Origin of the sequence: Paenarthrobacter sp. FR1, from assembly GCF_051106045.1 — a bacterium.
In the GTDB taxonomy this organism is placed as follows: Bacteria; Actinomycetota; Actinomycetes; order Actinomycetales; family Micrococcaceae; genus Arthrobacter; species Arthrobacter nitroguajacolicus_A.
Map to the genome: position 1 here is coordinate 131,803 of NZ_JBPFSF010000005.1, position 18,366 is coordinate 150,168.

The window sequence follows — 18,366 nt, forward strand, 5'->3', positions numbered from 1 at the left end:
CTCACTTCTCTGGGGTCTTGGTGAAGTCTGGAGAATCGTGGACGAACCGGAATCTGATCCGCCCGCCGATGGGGACCTGCGCGGCACGGTCCAAATGCTCATCGCGCACCACGCCGATCACGGGATACCCGCCGGTGATGGGGTGATCCGCAAGGAAGAGGACGGGCAGTCCAGCCGGCGGGATCTGGAGGGCCCCGGCCATGGTGCCCTCGCTGGGGAGTTCGCCTTCGCGGGTTCGCTTCAGCGGAACGCCGTCCAGTCGCATGCCCACGCGGTTGGACTGCGGTGTGACCAGCCAGTCCTGGTCACACAAGGAATCCAATGCCTCCTGGTCGAACCAGTCGGCACGCGGTCCAGGAACAACGTCCAGCACCGTTACGCCCACGCCGGGGAACTCAGGCTGCAATTCGGGACTGCCAACAGCCGTGGACGCCGTGGCCTCGCCCGCCGCAAGGACCTGCCTGATGACCAGTGGAGCCGGTCCGATGCCGGACATCGTGTCCGCCGAGCGGCTGCCCAGCACCTCCGGGACATCCACTCCGCCCCGGATCGCCACATAGTTCCTGAACCCGGACTCGGGCGCACCCAAGGTGAGGATTTCGCCGTCGAGCAGCGCGAAAGGCGCGGCCATCGGGACGGTCCGCTGCGCACCGGGCCGGGACCCGTCGTCGTCGGATTCAACGTTCGACGGCGACTGGACAGTCAGCGTGGTCGGCGCACCGGCGACGGCAATTACCTGGTCTCCAACGGCCTCTACGGTCAGCCCGCCGTTGACGGACTCAATGGCGGCGGCCGAAGGGGTGTTGCCGACCAAACGATTCGCGCGCCGGAGGGACGCCCGGTCCAAAGCCCCGGCGGCCGAGACGCCAAGCGGGCCGAACCCTCGCCGGCCGAGGTCTTGGATAAGGCTCTGCGCGCCAGGGTTGAGAATCCGCAATCCAGGGCCCGTGTGGTGGTCTGCTTCGGCTTCGGAATCATGGGCCGGTGCGGTGATGACCTCCCGGACTGCCCGGTACTGCACACGATCACCGGGCCTCACAAGGGCCGGCTGTGATCGGTCCAGATCCCACATCCGCGCACCGGTCCGGCCAATCAACTGCCAACCACCCGGCGAACGACGCGGGTAGACGGCGGAGTACTGTCCACCGAGGGCCACGGATCCGGCGGGCACTGCTGTTCGCGGGGAAGATCGGCGAGGAACCGTGAGTGCTTCATTCTCGCCCACCATGTAGCCGAACCCGGGTGCGAAGCCAGCGAAGGCAACGGTCCAGATCTGGCCGGTGTGCGCGGCAATCACACCCTCCACGCTCAGTCCGGTCAGCTCCGCGACATCGGCGAGGTCGTCGCCGTCGTACACGGTGTCGATGGCCACCAGCCCGGAGTCGGTGACCTCCGGGGCAAACAGTTCCAACTCCATGAGCCGGGCACCGATCGCTCGGGTTGCCGCTGCGGACTCCCCCACCACCATGACGGTTTCTGCTGCGGCAAGCACGTCCACTTGGCCAGGAAGCGGAGACTTGTAGAGCATGTCCTGCAGGGCGAGGACATCCTGCAGTCCGTCCAGCTCTGCCAGGACCGCGCGGGTCCCGACAGGCCTGACGGAGCGAACCCTTTTGGCGGTGGTCGTTTGCATCACGGTTTCCATTGTTAGCTACGCCGCCGGCTGAGCGTGCGCACCCTGCATCAGACGGACGTCTTCTTCCGGCTTGGGGTCACGGCCCAGGAGCATGCCCACAATCGTGACAACAGCCGCGACGAGGATGTAAACGGCGATCAGGTACCAGCCGCCATCAGCCGCGCCATAGAGGGCGGTAAAGATGATGGGCGCAACAGCTCCGCCAATCACACCAGCCAGGGTGTAGGCCAGCGAACTGCCTGCGTAGCGGAGGCGGGCCGGGAACTGCTCGGTGATGAACGCGGCCTGGGGACCGTACATGAAGGCGTGCAGCGCCAGGCCGATCACGGTTCCGATGGTCAGCATGGCTACCGACTTGCCCTGGATCATCAGGAAGAACAACGGGATGTAGGCAGCCGTTGCGGCGGCGGCGATGCCATATACCCAACGCCGGTTGAAGCGGTCCGTCAGTGCACCAGCCAGCGGGATCAGGAAGAGCTGGAAGGCTGAACCAATAAGGATCGCGGACAGCACGTTGCCCGTGGTCATGCCCAGTTCCTTGGTGGCGTATACGGCAACGAACACCGTGAACAGCGCGTAGAGGATGTCGGGGCACACTCGGGAGAGCGCAGCGGCAACCAAGGCCTTGGGCTGCGTGGTGAAGACTTCCTTGATGGGAGCCTTGGGACGGTCGCCATGGGCCTGGATGGCCTTGAACACCGGGGTTTCTTCGAGCTTGAGACGGATGATCAGGCCGAAGACCACCAAGAGGGCCGAAGCCAGGAACGCTACGCGCCAGCCCCAGGAGAGGAACGCTTCGTCGCTGAGGGAAGCGGCGAGGATGGCGAGGACGCCATTGGCCATGAGGTTACCTGCGGGCGGGCCGATCTGGGCAGCGGAAGACCAGAAACCGCGCTTGTTGGGGTCTCCGAATTCACTGGACAGCAATACGGCACCGCCCCATTCGCCGCCAACGCCAATGCCCTGCGCCAAACGCAGCAACACGAGGATTGTGGGTGCCGCGACGCCTATTACGGAGTAGTCGGGCAGCGCTCCGATGAGCACCGTGGCAACGCCGATCAGAACAAGCGTGAACACCAGTACGTACTTGCGGCCGATCTTGTCACCGAGGCGCCCGAAGATGACGCCACCAATGGGTCGGGCCAGGTAACCGACCGCGAAGGCTGAGAAGGAGAGCAGCAACGCGACGAACTCGTCATTGCCCGGGAAGAAGATCTTGGGAAACACGAGGGCCGAGGCCACCGAGTAGATGGCGAAGTCGTAGTACTCCAGCGACGTGCCGGTGAGACTGGCGACGTACGCCTTGATGGCGCCGGGCGGTGGCTTCCTTGTCACTGCCTTGGCTGCATTGTTGGTGCTGGTCATGATGTCCTCCGGGGGGATGAGGGATGGTGCGGGGAGCCCGGGTGGGCTAGAGGAACGAGCCGATGCTGACGCCGGCGTCGCCCAGAGCGGACTTCACCGCGGTGGCCATTGCCACGGCTCCGGGTGAGTCACCATGTACGCAGATGCTTTCTGCGCGGATTTTCAGGATGGAACCGTCAATGGTCCTGACGGATTGTTCGGTAGCCATCCGAAGGACGTGTTCGGCCACTTCGGCGGGATCATGCAGTACAGCGCCCGGCTTGGAGCGCGAAACGAGCGTTCCGTCCGGGTTGTAGGCGCGGTCAGCGAACGCTTCGGATACGCCCCGAAGGCCGGCTTCCTCAGCGAGACGCAGGACTTCGGAGCCGGGGAGGCCGAGGATCGGAAGGTTGGGGTCAACCGATTTCACGGCGTCGACGACGGCACGGGCCTGGGCGGTGTGCTTCACGATTGCGTTGTAAAGGCCGCCGTGGGGCTTCACGTATTGAACCCGTGATCCCGTGGTGGCCGCCAGCGCTTGCAGCGCACCGATCTGATATACGACGTCGTCGGCCAGTTCCACGGGATCGATGTCCATGAAGCGGCGGCCGAATCCCGCGAGATCGCGGTAGCCAACGTGGGCGCCAATCACGACGCCGGCCTGGACCGCCTTCGCACAGGTGCTTCGGATGACGCTGGGGTCGCCAGCGTGGAATCCACACGCAACGTTGGCGCTGGAGACGGACTCAAACATGGCGGCGTCATCGCCGAGTGTCCAGCGCCCGAATGACTCTCCGACGTCGCTGTTCAGATCGATGATTGCCATGATGTGATCCCTGCCTCGTGATGTGCGTTACATCCAGCATGCACCAATCCGCTGGATTGTTCAACAATCCAGCGATCCGGATCTTCGGCAATCGTGTACTTTTGGTGTCATGGCCAGTGCAGATCAGGAATCAAGCGAACCCGCTGGCTTTGATGGTGCACGGGCGCGGATGCGCCTGAGGGTGCCGTCCGTGGCTGAGCGTGTTGCCGAGGAACTGCGCTACCAACTGGCCGAAGGCTTCCTGGTCCCGGGTGCCAAACTCACCGAGGCCACCATTGCCGAGGACCTGGGCGTCTCCCGGAACACGGTCCGCGAAGCGTTCGCCGAACTTGCCGGCGAGAGGCTGCTCATCCGTCAACCCAACAGGGGCGTCTACGTCGCCACCTTGGAAGCGGGCGACATCCATGATGTCTACACAGTGCGCCGGGCCATCGAGGTCAGTTCCATCCGCGCCGGTGGGTCACCTGAGCGCATTGCCGCCGTCAGGGCCGCCGTCGAAGAGGGTAAACGCGCCGCGGCCGCCAACGACAATGAGGGACTTGGCAGCGCCAACCAGCATTTCCACGGCGCGATCGTTGCCCTGGCGGAAAGCGGCAGGCTGGACACGATCATGGCGCAAGTCCTGGCGGAGATGCGGCTGTACTTCCACAAGGCCACCATGAACGCCCACTTCTACAGCGACTGGCTCACGGAAAACGAGCAGATCTGCTCGGCACTGGAAGCCGGCGAATTGGAACGCGCCGGGGACCTGTTGCTGGCCTATCTCAACCGTTCAGAACAGCAACAAACCGCGATTCACGGTGCGTAGCTACCGTTTGCCCTTCTTGCGCGAGCCCTTGCCGCGTCCCTTGTCCGGGTTCGGGGCGTAACGCTGTGCGACCGCGGGCTTCTTGGGGCCGCCACCACGGCGGTCAGGTTTGGGGGCTTTCTTGGGTTTCTCCTGCTGGGCGGATGGCTGGCGTGAGCTTTGCGCCGTGCGCCCCCGCACAATCCCGATGAATTCCTCAATCACCGGGCTGTCCGTTCCCACGGGCCACGCCAAACCGATCTGGGTGGTGGGAGCGCCGGTCAGCCGCCGCATGACGGTGTCCTTGACGTTCAGGTGCCGCGCAACAGACATAGGCAAGATTGCCAACCCAGCGCCCGATGCCACCACCTGGAGGGCCATGTCCGGCCCGCCCATCTCGTCAACATCCAGGAAGTTCTCCTCGGAGAGATCCTCGAGGGCCACTTCCTCGAACACCGAGATCTCGTGGCCCTTGGGCGCAACCACCACGGGCTGTTCTTCGTAGAGGGGAATGACGTTCAAGCCTTCACGGTCCACGGGCAACCGAACAAAGCTGAGGTCCGCGGAACCGTCACGCAGCACCGCAAGCTGCGCGCCGTCGTCGGACATGAACGCGTGCAACGGATAGTCGGGCATCCGCTCTTCCCACCGGCGGATCCATTTCCCAGGGGTCACACCCGCCACATAGGCGAAGCGGAGGCCGGGCAAGGGCTCGGTTGTTTCGGTGGATTCTTCAGCGGCTGGCACACACTCACAGTACCGGCCAGATACCCTTGAAGCATGACGTCCTCGAACTCCCAGTCCATGAAGCCGGCAACAGTTGCCAAGAAACTCGGCATCTACCTGCCCGCGACACCCCAGGAGTTCCAGGATTCGTCCATCTCCCGCGACGAATTCGCCGAACTCCAGGCCAACCCGCCGGAGTGGCTTGCCGAACTGCGTCGCAACGGCCCGCACCCGCGCCCGGTAGTCGCGCAGAAGCTGAACGTCTCCATCAGCGGCCTCGCCCGCGGCGGCGTTGAGGAAGCACTTACGACGGCGCAAATCACCGAGCTGCTGCAGGCTCCGCCGCAGTGGTTGGTCACCGAGCGCGCTACACACGCTGCTGTGCGTTCAGAGGCCCAGCGAGTCAAGGACGAAGCAGCCAAGAAGGCCGCAACGAAGGAAGCGAAGGACAACGCAGCCGCAAAGCGCGATGCCCCCAAGACTTCCAAGCGCGACCACGCGTAGCTTTCACTGAGCTGTGGCCGGGACCCTTGCGTCCCGGCCATAGCTGTTTAAGGCCACAGCTGTTTAAGTGGGTCAGTCCTGGTGAAGCTGGACGAAGTTGCCGCAACCGTCGTCGAAGACTGCGCTGACGCCGGAGGGATCTTCAGAAGGTTCACCTTGGAATTTCACGCCGGCAGCAAGCAGGCGCTCATACTCGGCCTGAACATCAGGAACACCGAAGGTGATGGCTGCCAAGCCGGACTCATGCAGGGCGTTCATGTAATTCGAAGCGATCGGGTTGTCGCTCGGTTCCAGCAGCAGCCCGGGGGAGCTGTTGTTGTCCGCCCCGGGGTCCTTGATGATGAACAGGTTGTACTCCGGCATGGCCATCAGGGTTTCGAAGCCCAGCGTCTCCGTATAGAACGCGTGAGCTGCTGCGGGGTCCTTAACGTGGATGCTGCACATTTTCAGTCTCATGCTGCCTAGGCTACGCCGAGGGTGCGACAGACCACCCCTCGCGTCCGCGCAAGCACTGGCGCATACTGAATTCAAAGCAGCGTGATGTCGCCTGGAGGTGGTCCGATGCCCGCCATGATGCTCCTGTGGGGTGTAGCTCTGGTTCTCGCAACCGCAGCAACCACGTTTGTCCTGCACAGGAAACTGACCTACGGCCGTGGCCCCGAGCCGGACGGGCTGTTTTGGGACGTTTTCGGGGGCTCGGTGGTGATTCTTCCCGCCATCCTGGTGCCCGCCGTGCATTGGCCTCCGGCCGGGCTCATCATGGTTTTCGTCGGCGGCGCCACCGTTGCAGGGACCTTGGCGAGCGTCCGCAAGGTGGAGCGGATCCACGCAGCCGAGCCCCGGCGTCGTGCAGGTTTTACGGACGATGCCGCCCGCCACAGCAGCATCCTTGAACAGTGGCGCCGCTATGAACTCGATCCGGCACAGACCATCGACTTCCCGGCCATGACGGATGTGAGGACTGTGGAAACTGCTGCGCTCAGCCGGGCCATGCGAGAGGCCGAATACTGCAAGGTGACAGCCGGCACCGACTATCGCGCCGCCGTCGAACGCCTCGCCGAGGCCCTCGCCGCAGCCGAGCGGGCAGCAGGCGTTCCAACCGCCGCCCTACCCGCGCCGAGATAGCATTTAATACCAATCTCAGCGATCAACATTGTCATCAAATGGCATCTCGGCGCAGGAACTAGGCCCGGGTCAGAACCTTGCCCTTGAAGAACTCGGGCCGCAGCCGGTACATCACCAGCATGACCACCACACCCAGCAGGATCACGCCCATGCCCAGGATGAACACCAGGCCCACGCCTCCAACAGACGAGCCGGACCCGTACTCCGGATCCATTGAGTCCATGGCGGTCTTCACGAACATGACCAGCAGAATCACGCCACCAACGAGCGGTGCCAGGAACTTGAAGAAGAATGCCCTGGCTCCCCGGAAGGCCTCGGCCCGGAAGAACCAGACACAGGCCAGCGCGGTGATGCCGTAGTAGAAGCAGATCATCATGCCCAGCGCAGTGATGGTGTCCCACAGCGCATTTTCGGACACCGTCCGGGTTATCACGTAGAAGCCTGCGGCAGCGATGGCGGCGGCGATGGTCGCAAAGCTGGGCGACTTGTACGTGGGGCTGATCTTGCCGAACCTGGGCGAGATGGCCCGGTAGTGGCCCATGGCCAGCATGGTCCGTGCGGGCGACACGAAGGTGGACTGCAGGGACGCGGCGGAGCTGCTCAGGATGGCCAGCGACATGAGGATCGCAAACGGACCCATCACCGGCCCGGCCAGGACAGCAAATATGCTGGACTGGTTCTCCGGGTTGCCGGCACCCAAACCGGTCTCGCCGACGCCAGCGAAGGACAGGGTGGCCAACGCGACGGTCATGTAGATGATCACGATGACCAGCACGGTGATGGTCGCAGCGCGGCCCGGGGTCTTCTCCGGATTCTTGGTTTCCTCGTTCATGGTCAGGGTGACGTCCCACCCCCAGTAAATGAAGATCGAGAGTGATACACCCGCGGCGAATGACGAGAACGAATCCACGGCGAAGGGGTTGAACCAGTCCGGCGAAACCGTGGTGGCATCGAAGGCCGTTCCATTCGCTACATGAGCAAAGGCTGAGACTGCGAACCAGCCGAGAACCAGCAATTGGAAGGCCACCAGCACATACTGGACGCCCTTGGTGGTCTCCATTCCGCGGTAGGAAATCCAACAAGCCAGGGCTATGAAGACCAGCGTGGTGGCGATGTTCAACGGCAAGATCTTGCTGAGCTCACCCAATTCCGGGTTACTGAAAATCTGCGCGAGCATCAGGTAGAAGAAGTCCACCGCCACAGCCGCCAGGTTGGACAACACAATGATGGTGGCCGCGATCAATCCCCAGCCACCCATCCACCCGATCCACGGACCAAAGGCGCGGGTGGCCCACGTGAAGGAAGTCCCGGCGTCGGGCATTGCGTTATTCAGTTCGCGGTAGCCGAGTGCCACAAGCAACATGGGGATGAAGCCCACCAGGAAGATGGCTGGCAGGTGCACGCCGACTTCGGACACGGTGGGGCCCAAGGCGGCGGTCAGCGTATAGGCGGGAGCGATGCAGGAAACGCCGATCACGACGGCGCCGATCAGGCCCACCGATCCGGCTTTCAGTCCCTTTTCACTCAGGGACGTCTCTTTCGACTGGACCGTCTTTGGTGCAGTTGACATGGGTTTTGCCTCTCAGGCGATTGCTAGGAGCTTTGTCGCGTGTAGTCGCGGGGGACCACGATCATGGGAACGGGGAGGGCACGCAGAATCCGGTTGGCGGTGGTGCCCAGGAAAGTGGCCCGCTGCTGGGCCAGGCGACTGGAGCCGATCAGCAGGATTTCGCCGTCTTCCCAGTCGAGTCGGTCAACGGCTTCCTCGATGGTGCGGCCCTGGGCGACGACGATCTCGGGTTCGGGCACGGAGCCGTCCACCTCACCGGAACCGCCCGCTTCACCGGAGCGGTCCCCCTCATTGGAACCTCCGACGGCGGCAAGCCGGTCGGCGGCATGCACCCAGGCGGCGTCGGCCAACCCAGGCGAGTTACCGCCGTCGAGCGCCAATAGGGAGACGAGCCGCAGCGGAAGGCCCCGGTCGCGCGCGGACTCCACAGCGACGTCGAGCAGCTGGTCAGCGCCCGGGCGCGTCCCAAAACCGCAGCTCAAGCGGGTAATCGGCTCGGTGCGGTGGTACCCGTGCGGTGCCAACGCGACTGGCACGGGTGACGAGTGGAGCAGCGAACTTGCCACGGATCCAATGGTGAAGCGCTTGAAGAGGCCGCTGTTGGTGGCGCCGATGACCAAGGCCGCAGCGTTGAATTCCACGGCCGCATCGATCAACGTTTGGGCTTCGGAGTCACCGCGGCGGATGTGGGCGCGGGCGGTGACGTCGTCCGGAACCAGGGCCAGGCCCTCATCCACCCAGCGCTGCGCCTGCTCGTTAAGGATGTCGTTGTACCCGGCCTCGGGTGGGTAGACGGCGTTGAACGGGGAGTCTTCGGGGATCACCAGGACCAGGTCCAGGCTGACATCGTGGTTCCGGGCCAGCGCGACGGCAAGGTGAACGGCGTCGTGCCCCCTGGCGTTGGCGGTGTAGCCCACTACGTAGCGCATGGTGGTCCTTTCGGTGCTTAAACAGTGGAGCCGGCAGGCCGGGGATGATGCTCCCCCGGCCTGCCGGTGTGGTGCGGAATACCTTAGGCGACGGGCAACGCGCTCAGCTTGTTGGCTTCGACAATGCGGGCGGCGGTTGCCTGGCCCATGCGGACCGCGCCATCCACGTGCTGGTAACCCTCGGCTGCAAGGTCGGACGAGGACCAGTAGATCGGCCCAACGTTCGCGTGCTGGTCCTTGCCATAGCGGTGCAGGCCACCGAGGTCGTAGCTGGAAGCGTACGCGCCGCGGGTCCACTCTTCGGAGCCCCAGTCGGACTCGTAGTAGACCTCGGGCGTGAGGGCCTTGTCTCCCAGGAAGCCGGCGATCGATTCCAGGATGGCCTTCTTGCGGTCTTCGGCGCTGAGCTCGAACACGGCGTCGGCCTTTTCGTCGGACACGAAGCCCACCAAGGTGCCGCGGGAATCGCCGTGGTTGGTGTTGTCGTAGACCTCCTGGACCAGCGCGCCTGCGCTGAAGCCGGTGCCGGAGAGTCCTTCTTCGCGCCAGAACGGCGTGTCGTAGACAGCATGGACCTTGATGACCAGGCCCAGGGACTGGTGCTGGTGCATCTGGTGCTGGCGGCGCGGCAGCGGCGGGTCGAACGAAACGCGCGAGTACAGGTTCGGCGGGACGGCCATGATCACGAAGCGGGCGTTGACGGTTGCCTGCTCGGACACGACGGTCACGTTGTTGTCGTCCCACTTGATGGTGCGAACCGGGCTGTTAAGGACGACGTCGGCACCCAGCTCAGCTGCCTGCAGCAGCGAAACCTGCTGCATACCGCCGATCACGCGCTTGTCCAGGATGAAGTCTTCGTCAGTCAGGTGGCTGAAGGACCCAGCAGAGGCGGCCATGAGGACTGCCTGCAGTGCGGAGAAGGCGTGGGCGGGCTTGGTGAGCATGCCACCGGCGATGAAGAGGCCGATGTTGTTGCAGGCTTCCTCGTCGCTGGAGTTCTGGCGAAGCCAGTGGTGGAAGGAGATGGTGTCCAACTCACGTGCCTTGGGGTGTGCCCAGGGCTCGGTGGGGCCGATCTCTGCAGCAAGCTCATCCAGGATGGCTACGAGCTTGTCCATCTCGGCCTTGGTGGTCTGGTTCACCGGGAAGGTGTCACCGGTGTACTGCGTGCGCTTGCCATCTGCGCCGATGTAGACGGATTCGCCTTCGCGGTAGCGCGAGTACATTTTGAGGCCGAGCTCGTCCAGAAGCTCCATCAGTGCCGTCTGGTCGGGGGAAACCCACTGGCCGCCGATCTCCAACATGGCGCCGTCGATGGTGTCGGTCCAGGTGCGGCCGCCCACGCGGTCGCGTGCTTCGAGCACTGCGACGCTGAGTCCGGCCTTCTTCAACTCACGTGCCGCCGTCAGCCCTGACGGCCCGGCACCGACGATCACAACGTCGCGATCAAGATTCTGCATGATGTCCTCTCCGTGGCCGTCCGTGGTGGCTGACCAATAAATGAATGCCATTCATTTATATCCATAGTAGCGTCGTAGTCCGCAGCTGTGAAGGCCCGATGGAATAATGCTGGGGACACAGGCAGCAGAAAGGCCTCCGATGCCCGCACCCACGCCCGCTCCTTCCGCGCTTCCCGCGCGCCGCCGTGCCGGACGACCGACGGCGGCGATTCTGGACCAGGACGGCATCACGACGGCGGCCCTCGAGTTGATCAGCAACAAAGGCTACGACGGACTCACCATGGCGGCCTTGGCCCGTTCCCTCGGCGTCGCACCGTCTGCCCTGTACAACCACGTGGCCTCCAAGGATGACGTGTTGCTGCTGGTGGAGGACCATTTGGCGGCGATGGTGGATGTCTCCGCCTTCGGGGTGGAGCCGTGGGATGCTGCCGTGCGTCGCTGGGCGTGGTCCTACCGGGACGTATTCTCGGAGCATACGCCGCTGATCCCCGTGATTGCAGTACTTCCAGTGGCAAATGCGCCGAAGACCCTGGCCATGTACGAGGCCGTGACCGCCGGCTTCCGCGACGCCGGCTTCCCGGAAGAGAAAATCATCTCGGCGATCGTCGCCTTGGAAGCGTTCGTGTTCGGTGCCGCTTACGACGTCACCGCACCTGAGGACATTTTCGACGCCGGCAACCTCGCTGAGCAGGTCCCCAACTTCACGGCCGCCGTAGACCGTTTGGCCCTGGAACGGCATGCACGGCCCACCGACGTTGCCTTCAGTTTGGGTCTGGAGGCGCTGATCACGGGGTTCGGGGCGCTGCGGGGGTAGGTGTCCCTGATCCAATGGTCCCTGTCAGAGGCTGAGACGGCGGACCTAAGTCATCTCGGTGATTTCCGGACCAACTTGACCCGATGCCATTGATAGCGGGTTGTCTGCGATGACGCCGGTACCAAGCTGGGTGGTTCTGATTTCACGGGCTGCGGGGGGAACGGTTGGCAAAACTTCACGGCCATCACCGCCAGGAACTGCGATTCCAAGGGGCAGATAGTACCGCCAATGACATGGACATTAGCGGCGGAGCCACCTCCATGCCCGCGATACCGGAAGGCACGCGGGTGTTCGGATAGCGCCCACCTACTGACGGGGGTTGGCCGAAGCTCAACAATCCTGCACAAGCCCGGTGGTCGCCGACGACCACCGGGCCAGCAGTCCTAGCGGACAAGTGAAACACCCAATGTAGCCAGGACCCCGAACGCTGTTCCCCAGATGACTATTGAAATGATCTGCCAGAGAATGACCGCGTTCTTGGAGGCCCCGAAGGAGATCATGGCAACTGACGTGATCTGGCTGGGCAGGATTGTTGGACCGATCAGGCTTACTCCCGCCACGCCGAACTTATCGAAGGTGGCGCGCAATTTGGCGCGGCGCGGGGTGATCTCCTTGGAGGGCCTGCCAGCCGCCACTTTGCTGCGCACACGGTGCGCGGCAAAAACGAAGACGAGCAGCGAGAGGACATTTCCCACAACTGCCGCAGCTATGGCCACCGCGGGATGCACGCCGGCCAACACTCCCACCACAGCACCGAAGTAGGAATCAACAAACGGGATGGCGGCGATCAGCAACACCCCCAGCCACGTCAGCATTGACGGCAGGGAGGAAGTGAAATCTTGCAAGGACTCAATCATCAGGGGCTCTCTTCATGGATGGGTGATGTTGACAATCCAATCCTTCAGCGACCCAAGCGGTCCGTGTAGTGAGCTCGTGTCACTGCTTCATGAGCCGATTCACCAGCGGAACCATGACAAATGTCATTGCCCTACACTGGGCGTCATGTCCGCAGCCACCGCCCCCGAGGTATTGCAGCCCACTACCCGCCCGGGTCGGAGCGTGCACACTACTTGGACGTACACCTTGGGTTGCATGGTGTTTATCCTCGTGGTCCTCGACTTCATGCTGGTTGTCCTGGCGCTGGAACCGGCAAAAGCCCGGTTCGACGCCGTTGCGGGGCTTCTTCTCATCAGCTTGGTCTGCGCGGTGGCCACCCAGATTCGCTACTGCTGGTTCCTGCGGGCAGGGCTCAGCGGAGGCCTTCCACCCATTGCCTGGACATTGGCACTGGTTATCCCCTCGGCTGCGGTGTGGATAGTGGGCCTGTTTACCAACGCCGATGTCCTCATGTGGAGCCTGCCGTTATGGCTGGCCGCCTGCCTGATCGCTTGCTTGCTTCCCAACCGCCAACGGCTGGCCGTCCTGGCCGCGGGCCTCGCACTAACTCTCCTGCATCCGATCACCTACCTGATCCTGCATGGCCAGAGCTATGCCTTCCCGGAAGAGCCGGGTCTTCGCATGCTCATCAGCTATGCGGCAACCATGCCCGTGGTCCTGCTCAGCAGCCTATGGTGGTGGCGCATAGTGGTGGAATTGGACAGGCACCGGCTCATGGCAGGGGAATTGGCCGTTGCCCAGGAGCGGCTCCGCTTTGCCGCCGACCTGCACGACATCCAGGGGCACCACCTTCAGGTGATTGCCTTGAAATCTGAGCTTGCCGAACGTCTCCTAACCATCGACGCCGAGGCCGCCCGCGGTCACATCCACGATTCGCGGCTGATCGCCAAACAGGCACTCGAGGAAACGCGTTCCCTGGTTTCCGGATACCGCGGCACAGTCCTCAAGAATGAGCTTGAGAACGCCCGCGAAGTACTGTCGGCCGCAGGAGCGCAATGCGAACTCACCATTGATCCCGTGCCTGAAAATCCTGACGCTCACAAGGCGTTGGCCATGGCGGTCCGCGAGGCCACCACCAACATCCTCAGGCACAGCAACGCAACCTTGGCTTCCATCACCCTGGCGGCCTCCGCAAACGGCTGCATCCTCACGGTCAGCAACAATGGGGTTACCAGTGAGGCAACCGGCAGCCGAACACCCGGCAACGGCCTTGCCGGCCTCCGTGAGCGGATCTCGGCATTGGGCGGCAGCCTCGAAACAACCACTAACGCCGGATTCTTTGAGCTTCAGGCTTCGGTCCCGTCCAAAGGAAACGCACAGTGAACAACCCTGACGGCCCGCAGAACATTCGTTTGCTGATTGCCGACGATGAACATCTCATTCGCGGCGCTTTGGAAGCGCTCCTGGGGTTGGAACCGGATATCGAGGTGGTTGCCAGCGCCGACAACGGTGTGACCGCAGCAGAGTTGGCCTTGGAAGTACAACCGGATATCTGCCTCCTGGATCTGGAAATGCCCCGGATGGACGGAGTCGAAGCAGCTGCCCGTATCCTGTCCACGGTCAAGACACGCGTCATCATCGTCACGCGTCATGCCCGGCCCGGGGTGTTGCGCAGGGCCTTGGCCTCGAAGGTCTCGGGCTTCGTCCCGAAATCAACCCCCGCCGAAGATCTGGCCGACGTTATCCGTGACGTCGCGGCAGGCAAGCGTTACATCGATCCCGAAATAGCCGCGACAGCCCTGGCCGCCGAGCGCTGCCCGCTCACTGACCGCGAGTTGGACGCCTTGAGGTACAGCCGGTCGACCTCCAGCGTCTCGCAGGTAGCCGAACAGTTGCGGCTCGCCCCTGGTACCGTACGCAATTACTTGTCCTCCGCCATGATGAAACTTGGCGCGGTATCCCGGCACGACGCCGCCGAAAAGGCTTGGCAACAGGGGTGGATCTAGCGATTGTCGCGCCCGATCATCCCGCCTCGTGAAACGCCGTTCACCCGAACGGAACGGACCGCCCAAGTTTCAGCCGCCGTTCCTTGCACTCGTCACAACAACCTCAAACCCTTGTAGTACAAGTTTGAAACTTGTATCCTAAGTGGCAGGCAAGGACGCCCCGCCCCACTAGGAGAACCATGAGCACCGTAGATCTCATTCGCCACGTCAAGCTGTCCACGGCACGTTTGCCCCTCACCGTACCCATCAGCGATGCCAAAGTCTTCACCGGCAGGCAGAAGCCCATGACGGAAGTGGTGTTCCTCTTCGCCGAGATCACCACGGAGCAGGGCCACAGCGGCCTGGGCTTCAGCTACTCCAAGCGCGCCGGCGGGCCGGCCCAGTACGCCCACGCCAAGGAAGTCGCCGAAGGCATCATCGGTGAGGATCCCAACGACATCGGCAAGATCTACACCAAGCTCCTCTGGGCCGGCGCCTCGGTGGGCCGCTCGGGTGTGGCAACCCAGGCTCTCGCCGCGATCGACATTGCGCTCTACGACCTCAAGGCCAAGCGCGCCGGACTCCCCCTGGCCAAGCTCCTGGGTTCCTACCGCGACTCCGTCCAGACCTACAACACCTCCGGCGGCTTCCTCAACGCCACCTTGGACGAGGTCAAGGAGCGCGCCACGCAATCCCTCGACGATGGCATCGGCGGCATCAAGATCAAGGTTGGCCTGCCCGACTCCAAGGAAGACCTGCGCCGCGTGGCCGGAGTCCGTGAGCACATCGGCTGGGACGTCCCGCTCATGGTGGACGCCAACCAACAGTGGGACAGGGCCACAGCGCTGCGCATGGGGCGCCAACTCGAGGAATTCAACCTCATCTGGATCGAAGAACCTCTGGATGCCTACGATTTCGAGGGCCACGCACATCTGGCACAGGTCCTGGACACGCCCATCGCCACCGGTGAAATGCTCGCGTCCGTCGCAGAACACAAGGGCCTCATCAACGCCAACAGCTGCGACATCATCCAGCCCGATGCCCCCCGCGTCGGCGGTATCACCCAATTCCTGCGCCTCGCCGCCTTGGCGGATGAAAGAGGCCTTGGCCTGGCTCCGCACTTCGCCATGGAAATCCACCTCCACTTGGCCGCCGCCTACCCGCGCGAGCCGTGGGTGGAGCACTTCGACTGGCTGGACCCGCTGTTTGAGGAGCGCCTGGAAACCAAGAACGGCCGCATGATCGTTCCGGACCGCCCCGGACTGGGCGTCACCCTGAGCGAGCAGGCCCGTGCCTGGACCACCGAATCCGTGGAGTTCGGCGCGTAATCTTGAATCCATGAGTCGAAACCTGACCGCGGATCTTGCCGCCGACCTTCGCAACCGCATCGTCGACGGCGTCATCCAGCCAGGTGAGAAGCTCCCCAGCGAAAACACCCTCATCAGCGAGTTTGGGGTGAGCCGGACGGTCGTCCGCTCCGCCCTGACCCACCTGCAGGCCGAGGGACTAGTGGAAACCGAACGTGGGCGGGGCAGCTTTGCGCTGACTCCGCCCGCGGAAGGCCCCTCGCCCGCGCCTGGAACGCGAGCCGTTTCCAGCATGGCAGAGCGGCTTCAGATGCTCGACTTCCGCATCGGCGTCGAAACCGAAGCCGCCGCTTTAGCCGCGCGGAACCACACTGAACGCCAACTTAAGGCCGCGCATGGCGCCTTGGAGCAATTCATTGCGAGCTCGGGCCACCCTGCCCACTCCATGAAGGCGGACTTCGAGTTCCACCGCGCAGTTGCAGCCGCCACCGGCAATCCCTTTTATACGGACTGCATCTCCGCCCTGGGCCAAACCATGATCACCATGCCGCGCCCGCGTCTTGTGGCCGGTGATGAGCAAAACTCCCGCGAACGCTTCGAGCAAGTGGTGCACGAGCATTCCTCTATATACGAAGCAATCGCAGAGGGCGACCAAGTGGCTGCCGCAGCAGCCATGCGCCTGCACTTGAGCAACTCACGACGCCGATTCGCGGCTTCAGCACGCGGCTGACGGTTCCGCGCGTCCCACCAAGAACCAAACACGCATCCCTCCGGGAAAACAAAAGAGCCCCGATCCTAAGACCGGGGCTCTTTCGATTGCGTGCGCGAGGGGGGATTTGAACCCCCACACCCTTTCGGATACTGGCACCTGAAGCCAGCGCGTCTGCCGTTCCGCCACTCGCGCGCAACTTCTTTTTCCGGACTTCAGCTGGTCTCCCAGCTTCGTTTCCTTCAAAAGCAGCGAGATCAAGCATAACGGACATCCCCGGCAAAACACCAATCGAGCGGTAGTGGCCCCCGTGGACGGTGCCGAAAGACGCCCAACAGAGCTTGAACTCCATGGAAATTTCTCGCCCCCACTCCCGCGTCAGCAAGGGCCGGGATCGAACTTTTCCGGGTCGCAAGGCGTTGTGGATTAAGGCCATTCCCAGTCAGTCCCAGTAGTATCGGGAAGTGGAAGGGCCGTCAGGCGCGTACTTCGCTGTGTGCACAGACGGACAGATGGACGGACTATCGGACAGGCACAACGGGTGCCGCGGCAAGGAAAGGAGAAGGACCATGGGTTTGCTGGACAAAGTCGAACGTGGCATTGAAAAAGCCGTCCGCAACGTCTTCTCCACGGGGTCGCGGGCGCGTGTTGAGCCAGTGGAGATCGCAAGCAAGCTGAGGCGGGAACTGGACAACAAGTCCATCACCATCGCCGCCGGCCGCACACTTGCACCCAACGTTTTCGATGTCCTCCTCAGTGACGAAGACTTCGCCCGGGCCCAGGAATGGGGAACTCCCCTGGCCGAGGAACTCTGCGACGTCGTCATCCAGCACGTCCGAAGCCAGGGCTACACGCTCCAGGGCGCGGTAAGGATCTCGTTCCGTCGAAATGACGAAGAACGCGCCGGCCACTTTGAAATCGCTTCCCGGACCGAGAAATCGTCCGACGACGCAGCTCCGGCTCCGCAAGCTCCCCGGGCCCACGTGCCGGCAGCTCCGGCACGGCAGCCCACCCGCCTCCAACCTGTTTTGGACATCGGAGGCCAGCGCTATTCCCTCAACGCCCAGTCCGTGGTGCTGGGTCGCTCCTCGGAAGCCGACATCCTGGTGGATGACACGGGCGTCTCCCGGAAGCACCTTGAGATTCGCACTCAGAACGGCAGCACGTGGGCCGTTGACATGGGCTCCACCAATGGCAGCTACGTCAACGGACATAAGGTAAACGGCAGCGTGGAGCTCACAGACGGCTCAACCATCACGATGGGACGTACCAAGATCATTTTCCGCCTCCTCCCCCAAACCCCGGGTGGCCACGCGTGAACGACATCAGCGAGCTGACCATCACAGCGCTGCGTTTCGGGTTCCTCCTTCTGCTGTGGGTCCTGATCTTCAGCATCGTGTCCACCATGCGCCGCGATTTCCAGATCGGCCGCAAGGCAGTGACCGGAGTTCCCACGGCACGCGAAGTCCGCAAGCACCCCGAATTGGCCGCGTCTCCGCCGCCGGCAATCCAGCATGCGCGCACCCTGGTGGTCACCGAGGGCCCACTCAAGGGCACTACTGTTCCCTTGGCAGCAAGCCCCATCTTGCTCGGCCGGGCACAGGAAGCCACCCTTGTCCTGGAAGACGATTACGCTTCCGGCCGGCACGCCCGCCTGTTCCCGCAGGGCAGCCGATGGTTCATCGAGGACCTCGGCTCCACCAACGGCACCTACTTGGCCGATCAACAGCTCACCCGCGCTTTGCCGGTTGAGCTTGGCGTCCCCGTGAGAATCGGCAAGACGGTCATTGAATTGAGGCCGTAGCCC

General features: G+C 63.3%; 19 protein-coding genes and 1 tRNA gene. 10 read left to right on the plus strand and 10 right to left on the minus strand.

Annotated features, from left to right (window positions below):
• Nucleotide 1: 1 nt before the first annotated feature.
• The 3 genes from ACR30Z_RS11615 to ACR30Z_RS11625 are packed head-to-tail and all read right to left on the minus strand — an operon-like array spanning nucleotide 2 to nucleotide 3,806.
• A complete protein-coding gene (locus ACR30Z_RS11615; RefSeq protein ID WP_434372694.1) occupies nucleotides 2-1,645 on the minus strand; it encodes a 5-oxoprolinase/urea amidolyase family protein in 1,644 nt (547 codons plus the stop codon).
• A 6-nt stretch (nucleotides 1,646-1,651) separates the two neighbouring features.
• Nucleotides 1,652-3,001 carry an MFS transporter gene (locus tag ACR30Z_RS11620; protein WP_144649030.1) on the minus strand — a complete coding sequence of 450 codons (1,350 nt, stop codon included), beginning with the start codon at nucleotides 2,999-3,001 and terminating at the stop codon, nucleotides 1,652-1,654.
• A 46-nt stretch (nucleotides 3,002-3,047) separates the two neighbouring features.
• Nucleotides 3,048-3,806: a LamB/YcsF family protein gene (locus tag ACR30Z_RS11625; protein WP_434372696.1), complete on the minus strand. Its 759-nt coding sequence runs from the start codon at nucleotides 3,804-3,806 to the stop codon at nucleotides 3,048-3,050.
• Nucleotides 3,807-3,915: 109 nt separating this feature from the next.
• Here ACR30Z_RS11625 and ACR30Z_RS11630 point away from each other — a divergent pair, with 109 nt between their 5' ends.
• On the plus strand, nucleotides 3,916-4,614 hold the full coding sequence (locus tag ACR30Z_RS11630; RefSeq protein ID WP_144649028.1) for a GntR family transcriptional regulator: 699 nt from the start codon (nucleotides 3,916-3,918) through the stop codon (nucleotides 4,612-4,614).
• Here the strand turns inward: ACR30Z_RS11630 and ACR30Z_RS11635 are convergent, their stop codons facing one another.
• A complete protein-coding gene (locus tag ACR30Z_RS11635) occupies nucleotides 4,615-5,340 on the minus strand; it encodes a LysR family substrate-binding domain-containing protein (protein WP_144649027.1) in 726 nt (241 codons plus the stop codon).
• 33 nt (nucleotides 5,341-5,373) lie between these two features.
• On the opposite strand from ACR30Z_RS11635, the gene ACR30Z_RS11640 reads away from it, so the two are divergent.
• The gene (locus ACR30Z_RS11640; RefSeq protein WP_144649026.1) at nucleotides 5,374-5,823 is read left to right on the plus strand and encodes a DUF5997 family protein; all 450 of its coding nucleotides are present in this window, start codon (nucleotides 5,374-5,376) and stop codon (nucleotides 5,821-5,823) included.
• 72 nt (nucleotides 5,824-5,895) lie between these two features.
• On the opposite strand, the gene ACR30Z_RS11645 is transcribed toward ACR30Z_RS11640, so the two are convergent.
• The gene (locus ACR30Z_RS11645) at nucleotides 5,896-6,279 is read right to left on the minus strand and encodes a VOC family protein (RefSeq protein ID WP_144649025.1); all 384 of its coding nucleotides are present in this window, start codon (nucleotides 6,277-6,279) and stop codon (nucleotides 5,896-5,898) included.
• Nucleotides 6,280-6,384: 105 nt separating this feature from the next.
• On the opposite strand from ACR30Z_RS11645, the gene ACR30Z_RS11650 reads away from it, so the two are divergent.
• A complete protein-coding gene (locus ACR30Z_RS11650) occupies nucleotides 6,385-6,948 on the plus strand; it encodes a hypothetical protein (protein WP_144649024.1) in 564 nt (187 codons plus the stop codon).
• A 58-nt stretch (nucleotides 6,949-7,006) separates the two neighbouring features.
• Here the strand turns inward: ACR30Z_RS11650 and ACR30Z_RS11655 are convergent, their stop codons facing one another.
• The 3 genes from ACR30Z_RS11655 to ACR30Z_RS11665 form a co-directional block, all read right to left on the minus strand.
• Nucleotides 7,007-8,518, minus strand: a complete 1,512-nt coding sequence (locus tag ACR30Z_RS11655) for an APC family permease (RefSeq protein WP_434372698.1) — start codon at nucleotides 8,516-8,518, stop codon at nucleotides 7,007-7,009.
• 23 nt (nucleotides 8,519-8,541) lie between these two features.
• Complete coding sequence (locus ACR30Z_RS11660) at nucleotides 8,542-9,447, minus strand: universal stress protein (protein WP_434372699.1); 906 nt, start codon at nucleotides 9,445-9,447, stop codon at nucleotides 8,542-8,544.
• 83 nt (nucleotides 9,448-9,530) lie between these two features.
• A complete protein-coding gene (locus tag ACR30Z_RS11665) occupies nucleotides 9,531-10,958 on the minus strand; it encodes a flavin monoamine oxidase family protein (RefSeq protein WP_434372700.1) in 1,428 nt (475 codons plus the stop codon).
• 55 nt (nucleotides 10,959-11,013) lie between these two features.
• Between ACR30Z_RS11665 and ACR30Z_RS11670 the strand changes: the two genes are divergently transcribed.
• Nucleotides 11,014-11,721: a TetR/AcrR family transcriptional regulator gene (locus ACR30Z_RS11670; protein ID WP_144649020.1), complete on the plus strand. Its 708-nt coding sequence runs from the start codon at nucleotides 11,014-11,016 to the stop codon at nucleotides 11,719-11,721.
• 383 nt (nucleotides 11,722-12,104) lie between these two features.
• Here the strand turns inward: ACR30Z_RS11670 and ACR30Z_RS11675 are convergent, their stop codons facing one another.
• Nucleotides 12,105-12,578 (minus strand): hypothetical protein, encoded by a 474-nt coding sequence (locus tag ACR30Z_RS11675; protein ID WP_144649019.1) that lies wholly within the window; start codon nucleotides 12,576-12,578, stop codon nucleotides 12,105-12,107.
• 145 nt (nucleotides 12,579-12,723) lie between these two features.
• Here ACR30Z_RS11675 and ACR30Z_RS11680 point away from each other — a divergent pair, with 145 nt between their 5' ends.
• The 4 genes from ACR30Z_RS11680 to ACR30Z_RS11695 all read left to right on the plus strand — a co-directional run bounded on the left by ACR30Z_RS11680 (nucleotide 12,724) and on the right by ACR30Z_RS11695 (nucleotide 16,580).
• Nucleotides 12,724-13,941, plus strand: a complete 1,218-nt coding sequence (locus ACR30Z_RS11680; protein WP_434372702.1) for a sensor histidine kinase — start codon at nucleotides 12,724-12,726, stop codon at nucleotides 13,939-13,941.
• Nucleotides 13,938-14,564 carry a response regulator transcription factor gene (locus ACR30Z_RS11685; RefSeq protein ID WP_434372704.1) on the plus strand — a complete coding sequence of 209 codons (627 nt, stop codon included), beginning with the start codon at nucleotides 13,938-13,940 and terminating at the stop codon, nucleotides 14,562-14,564. Before ACR30Z_RS11680 ends, ACR30Z_RS11685 begins: the two co-directional genes overlap by 4 nt.
• Nucleotides 14,565-14,743: 179 nt before the next feature.
• Nucleotides 14,744-15,871 carry an L-talarate/galactarate dehydratase gene (locus tag ACR30Z_RS11690; RefSeq protein ID WP_144649016.1) on the plus strand — a complete coding sequence of 376 codons (1,128 nt, stop codon included), beginning with the start codon at nucleotides 14,744-14,746 and terminating at the stop codon, nucleotides 15,869-15,871.
• 10 nt (nucleotides 15,872-15,881) lie between these two features.
• Nucleotides 15,882-16,580, plus strand: coding sequence for a FadR/GntR family transcriptional regulator (locus tag ACR30Z_RS11695; protein WP_144649015.1), 699 nt, complete (start codon nucleotides 15,882-15,884; stop codon nucleotides 16,578-16,580).
• Between the two features lie 91 nt (nucleotides 16,581-16,671).
• Here ACR30Z_RS11695 and ACR30Z_RS11700 read toward each other — a convergent pair.
• Nucleotides 16,672-16,754: transfer RNA gene (locus ACR30Z_RS11700), tRNA-Leu, on the minus strand.
• Between the two features lie 374 nt (nucleotides 16,755-17,128).
• Here ACR30Z_RS11700 and ACR30Z_RS11705 point away from each other — a divergent pair.
• Together ACR30Z_RS11705 and ACR30Z_RS11710 are read left to right on the plus strand one after the other, a co-directional pair.
• Nucleotides 17,129-17,878: an FhaA domain-containing protein gene (locus ACR30Z_RS11705; protein WP_144649014.1), complete on the plus strand. Its 750-nt coding sequence runs from the start codon at nucleotides 17,129-17,131 to the stop codon at nucleotides 17,876-17,878.
• A gap of 5 nt (nucleotides 17,879-17,883) precedes the next feature.
• Complete coding sequence (locus ACR30Z_RS11710; RefSeq protein ID WP_089597073.1) at nucleotides 17,884-18,363, plus strand: FHA domain-containing protein FhaB/FipA; 480 nt, start codon at nucleotides 17,884-17,886, stop codon at nucleotides 18,361-18,363.
• Nucleotides 18,364-18,366 lie beyond the last annotated feature (3 nt).